Origin of the sequence: Geodermatophilus saharensis (assembly GCF_900188205.1) — a bacterium.
In the GTDB taxonomy this organism is placed as follows: domain Bacteria; phylum Actinomycetota; class Actinomycetes; order Mycobacteriales; family Geodermatophilaceae; genus Geodermatophilus; species Geodermatophilus saharensis.
On record NZ_FZOH01000003.1, the window covers coordinates 707,617 to 717,567 of the forward strand.

Consider the following 9,951-nt stretch of genomic DNA (forward strand, 5'->3'; position numbering starts at 1 on the left):
GCCGGGTGACCCGCTGCAGCAACCGGTCAGGCGCGGGCCGCGGCCGCGACCGCCAGCAGCTCCCGGGCGTGCGCCTGGCCGGTGTCGCTGTCGGTCAGCCCGGAGAGCATGCGGGCCAGCTCGCGCACCCGGTCCTCGCCGTCGACGGCGCGGATGTCGGTGGCGGTGACCCCGGCCGCGGTGTCCGGCGACTTGTCCACGACCAGGTGGGTGTCGGCGAAGGCGGCCACCTGCGCGAGGTGGGTGACGACGACGACCTGGTGGTCGCCGGCCAGCCGGGCCAGCCGGCGGCCGATCTCGCCGGCGGCCTGCCCGCCGACGCCGGCGTCGACCTCGTCGAAGACCATCACCGGCACCGGGTCGGCGCCGGCGAAGACCACCTCGATGGCGAGCATGACCCGGGACAGCTCACCGCCGGACGCGCCGCGGTGCACCGGCCGCGGCGGGGCGCCGGGGTGGGCGGCCATCAGGAGCGCGACCTCGTCGACGCCGTCGGGGCCGGGCTGGTCGGGGTGGCTGTCGATGGAGAACGACACCCGGGCGCTCTTCATCGCCAGGCCGGCCAGCTCGCGGCCGACCTCGGCGGCGAACCCGTCCGCGGCGGCCCGGCGGCCGGCGGACACGCGGGCGGCGAGGTCGTCGACCTCGGCGCGGGCGGTGTCGCGGGCGGCGGCCAGGGCCTCGAGCGCCTCGTCGGACACGTCGAGCGCGGACAGCTTCTCCCGGGCCTCCTCGGCCCAGGCGAGCACGCCGGCCAGGCCCTCCCCCGGGTCGGCGTACTTGCGCACCAGCGCGGTGATCGCCGCCCGCCGGTCGAGGACCTCGGCCAGCCGCGCGGGGTCGGCGTCGAGGTCGGCGACGTACCCGGCCAGCTGGACGCTGACGTCGGAGACGACCGCCACCGCGTCGGCGAGGTCGCGGGCGAGCAGCACCAGCGCGGGGTCGTCGGTGGCCGCCAGGGCGCGCTCGGCGACGGCCAGCGCGGCGGTGGCGTCCTGCGGCAGCCCCTCCGCGCCCAGGTCGCCGGTGACGTCGCCGACCAGCGCCATCCGGGCCTCGTCGACGGCGGCCCGCAGCGCGTCGGCGTCGCCGAGCCGCTTGGCCTGCGCGTCGAGTGCCTCGTCCTCGCCGGGCTCGGGCGCCAGGGCCCCGATCTCCTCCAGCCCGTGCCGCAGCACGTCGGCGGCCTGGGCGAGCTCGCGGGCCTGGCCGCGGCGGCGGTCGAGGTCGGCGGCCAGCTCCCGCCAGTGGGCGTGCGCGGCGCGGTAGGTCTGCAGCAGCTCCAGGTGCGCCGGGCCGGCGTAGCGGTCGAGGGCCGCCCGCTGCTCGGCGGGGCGCGACAGCCGCAGCTGGTCGCTCTGCCCGTGCACGGCCAGCAGCCCCTCGGCGAGCTCGGCGACGACCCCGACGGGGACGCTGCGCCCACCGAGGTGGGCACGGGAGCGGCCCTCGGCGTTGACGGTGCGCGCCAGGATCAGCGAGCCGTCCTCGTCGGGCTCGGCGCCGGCCTCGGCGGCCCGCTCCCACACCGGGGAGTCCGCGGGCAGCTCCAGCCGCCCCTCGACGCCGGCCCGGCCGGTGGCGCGGACCCGGCCGGGGTCGGCGCGGCCGCCGAAGAGCAGCGTCAGCCCGGTGACGACCATCGTCTTGCCGGCGCCGGTCTCCCCGGTCACCACGGTCAGGCCGCGGCCGAGCTCGAGGGTGACGTCGTCGATGGCGCCCAGACCGCGGATGCGCAGCTCGGTGAGCCGGCCCAGGTCGTGCCGGGCACGCGCCGGGTCCGCAGGCGCGCCGTCGGCGGACGCGGCCGCGTCCGCGGGGACCTCCCCGGCGGCCGGGCTCTCGACGGGTGGGGTCGCGGGCGGGTCGGCCTCGCCGGGCCGGGGGCGCCGGGTCCGGCCGGCCCGCTCACGCGTCGGGGTCCGGGGTGCCACCGCGCACCTCCTCTCCGGGAGCCGGGGCGCCGTTGGCCGAGGGCGGCAGCGTGACCACGTCGCGCAGCAGCACGTTGCGGGAGGGGCGCAGCTCGTGACCCGGGTCGTGCCGGCGGGCATCGCGGAAGCCGTGCACCGGCAGGCCGAACTTCGCTCCCAGCCGGTCGCCGAAGGTCGAGGGGTGCACGCGGGCGATGCGCACCGGCCGCTCGGCGCGCCGCACGTCGACCCGGCCCCCGACGGGGACGTCGAAGGCGCGGCGGCCGTCGGCCGACACCCGGGCGCGGTTGCCGTCGGGCGGGACGGCGACCGACAGCACCGCGTCCGGTGAGGTGACCAACGGTCGGGAGAAGAGGGCGTGCGCGTTGGACGGCACCAGCAGCAGCGCCTCGACGTCGGGCCACACCACCGGGCCGCCGGCGGAGAACGCGTAGGCGGTCGAACCCGTCGGCGTGGCGAACAGCACGCCGTCGCAGCCGAAGCTGGTCAGCGGCCGGCCGTCGATGGAGACGACGACGTCGAGCACGCGGGAACGCTGGGCCTTCTCCACGGAGACCTCGTTGAGCGCCCAGGTGCCGGCGACGACGGCGCCGGTGGCGTCGAGGACGTCGATCTCGACGGCCAGCCGCTTCTCCACCGAGTAGTCGCAGCGCTCGATCGCGGTGAGGGTCTCCTCGACCGCCTCGGGCTCGGTCTCGGCGAGGAAGCCGACGCGGCCGAGGTTGACGCCCATGAGCGCGGCGTGGCTGTAGCGGGCGAGCTCGGCGGCCCGCAGGAAGGTGCCGTCGCCGCCGAAGACCATGACGATCTCGGCGCCCCGGGCGGCCTCGGCGTCGGCCGGGACGACGTCGGCGCCGGGCAGGCCCAGGTCGTCGGCCTCGTCCTCCAGCACGCGCACCGTGATCCCGGCACGCTCCAGCCGAGCCGCGGAGCTGCGCGCGAGCTCGACGATGTCCTCGCGTCCGGTGTGCACGGCCAGCAGCACGTGCCGGCCACCGCCGGGACGCCACTCGCCCTGGCCGGCCTCGCTCATCGGTCCTCCCCGCCCGGGACCGCGCGGTCCCCGTCGCTGCGGGCTGCCTCGCCCACCCGTCTCCTCCCAGCGTCCCCTGAGACGCGCCGCTGCGCCCGTGCGGTCACCGCGGCCCCTCCTCGACGGCACGCACGACGTCGGCCTCCGCGGGGCGCCCCGCGTCGCGGCGCAGCCACAGGAAGAACTCGACGTTGCCCGCCGGTCCGGGCAGCGGGCTGGCCACCACCCCGGCGGTCCCCCAGCCCAGGTCGGCCGCGGCCCCGGCGACCGCGAGCACGGCGTCGGCGCGGGCGGCGCGGTCCCGGACGACGCCGCCGGAGCCCAGCCGCTCGCGGCCGACCTCGAACTGCGGCTTGACCATCGGCAGCAGGTCGGCCTCCGCGGTGGCGCACGCGGTGAGGGCGGGCAGCACCAGCCGCAGCGAGATGAACGACAGGTCGGCCACGACCAGGTCGACCGGCCCGCCGACGTCCGCCGGCGCCAGGCTGCGGACGTTGGTGCGCTCGAGCACCCGCACCCGCTCGTCGGTGCGCAGCGACCAGGCCAGCTCCCCGTAGCCGACGTCGACGGCGACCACCTCCCGGGCGCCGCGGGACAGCAGCACCTCGGTGAAGCCGCCGGTGGAGGCGCCGGCGTCCAGCGCCCGGCGGCCCTCGACGGCGACACCGAAGGCGTCGAGCGCGCCGAGCAGCTTGTGCGCGCCGCGGGACACCCAGCGCTGCTCGTCGGGGTCGGTGCGCACGACGACGGGCGTGGCCGGGTCGACCGCGGTGGCCGGCTTGGTCGCGGCCTGCCCGGCGACGGCGACGCGGCCCTCGTGGATCAGCTCGACGGCGTGCTCGCGGGAGCGGGCCAGGCCCCGCCGCACGAGCTCGGCGTCGAGTCGGCTGCGGCGCGGCATCAGAGCTGGTCGATCGTCGCGAGTTCGCGCTTCAGCCGGTCGTGCTCGGCCTCGAAGACGGCCACGTGCTCGGCGACCGGGCGCTGGTCGAGGCCGGCCAGCGCGGCCGCGGTGGCGCTGCCCGGGCCCGCGCCGTCCGGGGTCGTGCCCTCCGGGCCGCTGCTCTCCGGGGCCGTGCTACCCGCGACCGTGCTCTCCGGGACCGTGCGCTCCGGGACCGTGCGCTCCGGGACCGTGCGCTCCGGGCCGGTGACGCGCGCGGCGGCGGGACCCGGCCGCGGCGGGCCCGGGACCGGTCGCGGCCGGATCGGCTCGGTCATGGCAGGGACCTTCCGGGGAGGGCGTGGCAGCGGGGGTGTGGACGGCGGGCCGGGGACGGGGACCGGCGGCGATCCCGGCCCGCGAGACTACCGGCCGGCACCGACGGGAACCGTTCCGCGGACCGGACCGGTGGCGCTCCCCCGGCCTCCCCGGGCGGCGCGCTCACGACCGCACCAGGTTCCAGTCGGTGAGCGCGCGGCGGGCCGCCTCGTCACCGGCCCGCAGCCCGGTCGCGGCAGGCCCGCCCGGTCGCGACCAGGACGCCACGCACAGCGCGCGCAGCCCGTCGAGCCCGTCGTCCGGACCGGGGGCGTCCCTCAGCCCGGCGGCGTCCGGGACGGTGCGCAGCACGAGCGACCCCGCACCGTCGGCGGCCGCCAGCCAGCCGCCGCAGCGCCAGCCGCCCTCCTCGGCGACCACGGGCGGGTGGGACACCAGCAGGCCGCCGGCGTCGGGCGCGAGCAGGTCGGGGCGGTGCGGCGGCCGCGCGGCCAGCAGCGTTCCGGGGTCGGTGACGCCGCTGAGCACCAGCAGGCTGGCCGCGCCGGCGCGGTGGCTGCCCTCGATGTCGGTGTCGAGCCGGTCGCCGACGACGAGCGGGCGCCGTGCCCCCGTGCGGCGGACGCACTCGGCGTGCATCGCCGGGTCGGGCTTGCCCGTGACCATCGGCTCGGCCCCGGTGACACCGGCGACCACGGCCACCATCGCCCCGTTGCCGGGTAGCGGCCCGCGCGGGGAGGGGATGGTCGCGTCGGCGTTCGTGGCCACGTGCCGCGCCCCGCGCCGGACGGCGACGACCGCCTCGGCCAGCTGGGCCCAGCCGACCTCCCGTCCGTAGCCCTGCACCACGGCGGCCGGGTCGTCCTCGGCCCGCTCGACGACGGTCAGCCCGGCCGCCCGCAGCGCAGCCGCGACCCCGGGACCGCCGACCGGCAGCACCCGCGCGCCGGTGCCGAGCACCGTGGCGACGACCGAGGCGGCCGCCTGCGAGCTGGTGATCACCTCGTCGGCGGTGGCCGGGACCCCCAGCTCCTCCAGGTGGCGGGCCACCTCCTCCGGTGTGCGGGAGGCGTTGTTCGTGACGAAGCCCAGGCGCATGCCGGTCTCCCGCGCGGCGGCGAGCGCGGCGGGGACGCCGGGGACCGCGTCGGGTCCGACGTAGACGACGCCGTCGAGGTCGAGCAGCGCGACGTCGAAGCGCTCGGCGGGCGGACGGGGGCTGCCGGCGGTCAGGCCGCCCGCGCCGGCACCGCCCCATGCGGCGCTCACGCCGCTCCCGGCCCGGAGGCCCGCCGGGCGCGGACCCCGCGCAGCGCCCGCGCGTAGTGCGGCAGGTCCGGCCGCATGGCGACCGCCAGGGCCAGGTGCTCGGCGGCGAGGTCGAGGTCACCGGCGCGGCTGGCGGCCAGCCCGAGCCCGAAGTGGGCGTAGTCGTCGGTCGGGTTGCCCGCCGCGAGCGCGCCGAAGCTGTCGACCGCCTCGCCGTAGCGCCCGGCGTCGTACTGGGCGCGGGCCAGCGCCTCCAGGACGCTGCGGGAGCCGGGCTCGGCCTCCGCGGCCCGGGTGAGCAGGGTGGCCGCGGCCGCGGGGTCGCCGTTGCTGAGCAGGTCCAGGCCCCGGCGGTACCACTCGTAGACGCCGCCCTCGGGCCCGTGCCCGTCGGGCGCCGCCCGTTCCGCGCCTCCTGCTGTCGCCACCGACGTCCTCCCGTCCTCCCGCGGTCCGCCTCCCCCGCCCCGTGCCCGTGCGGGCCCGGGGACCGGACGCCGCGGCGGCCCGGGACGGACGGCTCCTACGATCCCGTCGTGCACTCGTCGCCGCTGGGCTCCCCGCCACACGTCGCGACGGGACTCGACGTCCGGCCCTTCCGGGCCCTCACCTACCGGCACCGGGACCCGGAGCACCTGGCCCGGGTGAGCTCGCCAGCGTACGACCTGGTGACCCCCGACGGCGCGGAGCGGCTGGCTGCCGCCGACCCGCACAACATCGTCCGCCTCATCCTGCCGGGAGGCACGTCCGGCCCGGGCACCGCCGGCGCCACCGGGCCCGCGGCGGCCGGGGACGTCGCCGCCCGGGCCGCCGGGACGCTGCACGAGTGGGAGCGGTCCGGGGTGCTCGTCCGTGACGAGCGCCCGGCGATGTGGCGCTACGAGATGCGGTCCGCCGACGGCGAGCCCACGGTCGGCTGGCTGGGCGGGGTGGCCGTGGGCGGCCGGGCGGTGCTCCCGCACGAGGACACCTTCCCGGCCGCCGTCGAGGGCCGCCGGGCGCTGCTCGCGGCGACGGCCACCGACCTCGAGCCCATCGTGCTGGCCCACGACCCCGAGCCGGAGGTGGCCGCGCTGACCGCGACGGCCGGCGGCGGCCCGCCCGACCTCGAGGTGGTCGACGGCGACGGGGTCGCGCACCGGCTGTGGCGGGTGACCGACGCGGAGGTGCTGGACCGGCTGCGGGCGGCGCTGGCGCGCACCGGTGCGGTCATCGCCGACGGGCACCACCGCTTCGCCGCCGCGCAGGCGCTGCACCGCACCCACGCCACCGGCGACTGCCGGGTGCTGGCCCTGCTGACCCCCATGGGCACCGGTGGCCTGCGGGTCGAGCCGATCCACCGCGTGGTGCCGGACCTGACGCTGCAGGACGCCCGGGACGCCGCAGCGCGCGGGTTCACGGTGACCGACCTGCCCGTCGATCCGGACCCGGCCGCCGTGGCCGTCGCCGCGCGGCCGCTCCTCGCGGGCCTCGACGGCGGCCTGCTGCTCACCGACGGCCGGCGCCTGCTCTCCCTGTCCGACCCGACCCCCGCGGTGCGCGCGACCGTGCCGGCCGAGGCACCGCCGTCGTGGCGTCACCTCGACGTCGTCCTCGCCACGACCGGCCTGGTGGGCGGGCTGTGGGGCCGGCCCGACGACCCGGGCTCGGTGCTGGTGGCCCACGACGTCGCCGAGGCGGTGCGGCTGGCCGGCGCGCGGGCGGGTGTGGCGGTGTTGCTGCGCCCGCCCTCCCCCGCCGACGTCGCCGCGGTGGCCCGGGCCGGAGCCCGGATGCCCCGCAAGTCGACGCTGTTCGTGCCCAAGCCGCGCACCGGGCTGGTGCTGCGCCCGCACGCCGACTGAGGGCGGCCACCGCACCGGACCCGTCACGCCGTCCGCACCGTCCCCGAGCCCGCCGACCGCGGCACCTTGCGACCCCGCCGGCAGTTGACCTCGCACACCGACACCGTGCCCTGGCCGGTGCGCCAGAACCGCCGCTGCAGCGCCCCCTCGACCTCGACGACGTCGCCGGCCTCCCAGGCGGCCACCCGCCGCTGCAGGCCCCGGTCGTAGGTGATGCAGGTCAGCACGTCGACCGACGAGCCACGGGCCCGCGGCTCGGGTCGGCGCACGACGAGGCGGAAGGTGACCAGCGGGTCCCCGCTGGGCAGGGTCCGGTGCTCCGCAGGCGCCGACAGGCGCCCGCGGAGCACGACGTCGTTCCGGTCGATGACGGCCACGCTCATGACGGCAGCGTGGTGCCCGCGTGGTCCTCCTCGGCTGCCACGTCCGGCCCTGTGGACGGAGACGGCGGTGTGGACGGCGATGCGGCGACTGTCGGGGGTCAGTGCCCCGGCTGGTCCTCCGCCGGCGGGTCGAGCTCACCGAGCAGCTCGGCGACCTCGCGCTCGACGTCCGCGTCGAAGTCGACGTCCTCGTCAGCGTCGTCCAGGACGGGGTCCTCCCCGTCGGGACCGGTCCCGTCGCCACCGGTGTCGTCGCCGGCGCCGCCGGCGTCGGCCTCCGGCTGGTCGGCGACCGCGGTCGCGGTCTCGTCGGGGGCGGCCGCCTCCGGCACGGACTCCGGCAGCGGCAGTTCCTCCTCGCCGAAGGCGACGTCCTCGTCGGGGGCGGCGGCGTCCACGGCCTCCCGCCAGGCGCCGGCCGACGGGTCCCCGGCGGCGGCGAGGAGGTCGGCGTAGGCGGAGGCGATCCGGCGCGTGCCCTCGTCGGTCAGGTCGACGGCACCGGGGACCGGGCGGCCACCCAGCGCACCCTCCAGGACCAGCCGCGCGGCCGCCGTCTCCCCGAGGTCCTGACGGGCGCCGGCCTCGACGAGCCGGAGCTCGACGGTCTCGGCCCGGTCGGGCTGGTCGGCCAGGGCCTCCCGGACCAGCCGCAGCGCGACCTCGGGCCGTCCCAGCGCGCGCTCGCAGTCGGCGAGGACGGCGCGGTACCCCTCGTCGCCGCTCATCCGCCGGTAGGCGCGCAGCTCGCGGGACGCCTCGGCGTAGTCGCCGGCGTGGTACGCGGCCACGCCCACCGCCTCCCGGACGACGGCGATGCGCGAGGCGCGGTCCCGGGCCGCCCGCGCGTGGCCCAGTGCGAGCTCGGGCTCGTCGTCGACCAGCGTGCCGGCGACGACCAGGTGGCGGGCGACCTTCTCGGCGTTGCGGGCGTCCAGGCCGCGGAGGGCGGCCCGGATCGCGGGGTCGAGTTCCCGCGCGTCGGCCCAGTCGGGGAGGTCCGGCCCGGGCGCGACCGGCGGGGTGCGGTCCCGGTCGGGCCGGCTGCGACGGTCGCCGGTGGGACGACGGTCGCGCCAGTTCTGCCCGCCCGCGCGCTCGGCAGGGCCGCCTCGCCGCTGGGGACGCGCTCCCCCGCTGTCCGGGCGACCACGCCATCCGGGCCGCTCACCGGTTGCGTCAGGTACGGACCGGTCGCCCTGTGTCCGGCGCTCACGCCACTCCGGCCGGGCGCCCGACTCGTCTCGGTGCCGCGGTCGCGCTCCTCCGTCCCACGAGCGGGCGCCGCGCGCGCCGGCGTCCGGGCGGTCGCCGGCAGGACGCCGGTCTCGCCAGCCGCTGCCGGCCGCCTCACCACGCCGTCCCCGGTCCTCACCTGCCGGCGGACGTCGATCCGCCGCGGCGGGACGCCCCGTGCCGCTGCGCCGGTCCTGCCAGGAGCCCGACGACCGGTCCGCGGCCGGGCGGCGGTCGCGCCAGTCGCCCGTGGGGCGGTCACCGGTCGTCCGGCGGTCCTGCCAGGAGTCGCGGTCGCGGTCGCCGACCGGACGGCGGTCTCGCCAGTCACCGCCGGGCGTCCTCCCTGCGACCGGGCCGCCCGAGCGCTCCCCCTGACGCCGGTCCCCGGCGCGGCCGATCTGCCCGCCGCGAGGGGACCACTCGCCGCTCGATCCGCGCCCGCCCTGCCGGCCGGGACGGTCCCCCGTGCTCCGGGCGTCATCGGAGGCCCCGCGGCGCGCCGCACCCGGCGCTGCGCCTCGGCGCTCCGCCCCGCCGTCGCGGCCGCCCGCAGGGCGGCCCTGCCGGTCGTCCCGGCCCGCACGGGCCTGACCGCGGGCACCTCGGCCGTCGTCGCGGCCGCGTCCTGCGGACCCTCGTCGGGGAGAAGTCATGTCGTCCTGAGTACCTCGGTGCTACGGGCAGCACTCCTGCGAGCGCCACGGCGAGAAGGGCCGGAAATGCGCGAGGACGGGGGCCGGAGCCATCGGCTCCGACTCCCGTCCTCGTGAATGGTTGTCCGGCGGTGTCCTACTCTCCCACCCCGTCTCCAGGGCAGTACCATCGGCGCTGAGAGGCTTAGCTTCCGGGTTCGGAATGGGACCGGGCGTTTCCCTCTCGCCATGACCGCCGTAACACTGTGAACAAACCAACCGCTGGCCCCTCGGGCGGGTTAGTGCGTTCAGAACCGCACAGTGGACGCATGTGTGTGAGTCACCCCTGACGCAGAACTCGACTGCGCGCAGGTAGGGGTGTGGTCAAGCCCTCG

9 protein-coding genes and 1 rRNA gene are annotated in these 9,951 nt (G+C 78.7%); 1 reads left to right on the forward strand and 9 read right to left on the reverse strand.

Features of this window, described 5'->3' with window-relative positions:
- Positions 1–26: 26 nt before the first annotated feature.
- The 6 genes from recN to CHC04_RS11310 form a co-directional block, all read right to left on the reverse strand.
- Complete coding sequence (recN, locus tag CHC04_RS11285) at positions 27–1,934, reverse strand: DNA repair protein RecN (RefSeq protein WP_245817118.1); 1,908 nt, start codon at positions 1,932–1,934, stop codon at positions 27–29.
- Positions 1,909–2,967, reverse strand: a complete 1,059-nt coding sequence (locus CHC04_RS11290; protein WP_089403958.1) for an NAD kinase — start codon at positions 2,965–2,967, stop codon at positions 1,909–1,911. Before CHC04_RS11290 ends, recN begins: the two co-directional genes overlap by 26 nt.
- 103 nt (positions 2,968–3,070) lie before the next feature.
- Complete coding sequence (locus CHC04_RS11295) at positions 3,071–3,868, reverse strand: TlyA family RNA methyltransferase (RefSeq protein ID WP_089403959.1); 798 nt, start codon at positions 3,866–3,868, stop codon at positions 3,071–3,073.
- Positions 3,868–4,188, reverse strand: a complete 321-nt coding sequence (locus CHC04_RS11300; protein WP_089403960.1) for a hypothetical protein — start codon at positions 4,186–4,188, stop codon at positions 3,868–3,870. Before CHC04_RS11300 ends, CHC04_RS11295 begins: the two co-directional genes overlap by 1 nt.
- Positions 4,189–4,351: 163 nt before the next feature.
- Positions 4,352–5,458 (reverse strand): HAD-IIA family hydrolase, encoded by a 1,107-nt coding sequence (locus tag CHC04_RS11305; protein ID WP_176449943.1) that lies wholly within the window; start codon positions 5,456–5,458, stop codon positions 4,352–4,354.
- Positions 5,455–5,886, reverse strand: coding sequence for a tetratricopeptide repeat protein (locus CHC04_RS11310; RefSeq protein WP_089403961.1), 432 nt, complete (start codon positions 5,884–5,886; stop codon positions 5,455–5,457). Before CHC04_RS11310 ends, CHC04_RS11305 begins: the two co-directional genes overlap by 4 nt.
- Positions 5,887–5,994: 108 nt before the next feature.
- On the opposite strand from CHC04_RS11310, the gene CHC04_RS11315 reads away from it, so the two are divergent.
- Positions 5,995–7,302 carry a DUF1015 domain-containing protein gene (locus tag CHC04_RS11315; RefSeq protein WP_089403962.1) on the forward strand — a complete coding sequence of 436 codons (1,308 nt, stop codon included), beginning with the start codon at positions 5,995–5,997 and terminating at the stop codon, positions 7,300–7,302.
- A gap of 23 nt (positions 7,303–7,325) precedes the next feature.
- On the opposite strand, the gene CHC04_RS11320 is transcribed toward CHC04_RS11315, so the two are convergent.
- The 3 genes from CHC04_RS11320 to rrf all read right to left on the reverse strand — a co-directional run bounded on the left by CHC04_RS11320 (position 7,326) and on the right by rrf (position 9,817).
- Positions 7,326–7,685: a single-stranded DNA-binding protein gene (locus tag CHC04_RS11320; RefSeq protein ID WP_089403963.1), complete on the reverse strand. Its 360-nt coding sequence runs from the start codon at positions 7,683–7,685 to the stop codon at positions 7,326–7,328.
- A 98-nt stretch (positions 7,686–7,783) separates the two neighbouring features.
- Positions 7,784–8,476 carry a tetratricopeptide repeat protein gene (locus CHC04_RS11325; protein ID WP_141233766.1) on the reverse strand — a complete coding sequence of 231 codons (693 nt, stop codon included), beginning with the start codon at positions 8,474–8,476 and terminating at the stop codon, positions 7,784–7,786.
- A gap of 1,224 nt (positions 8,477–9,700) precedes the next feature.
- Positions 9,701–9,817, reverse strand: a 5S ribosomal RNA gene (gene rrf / locus CHC04_RS11330).
- Positions 9,818–9,951: the final 134 nt, after the last annotated feature.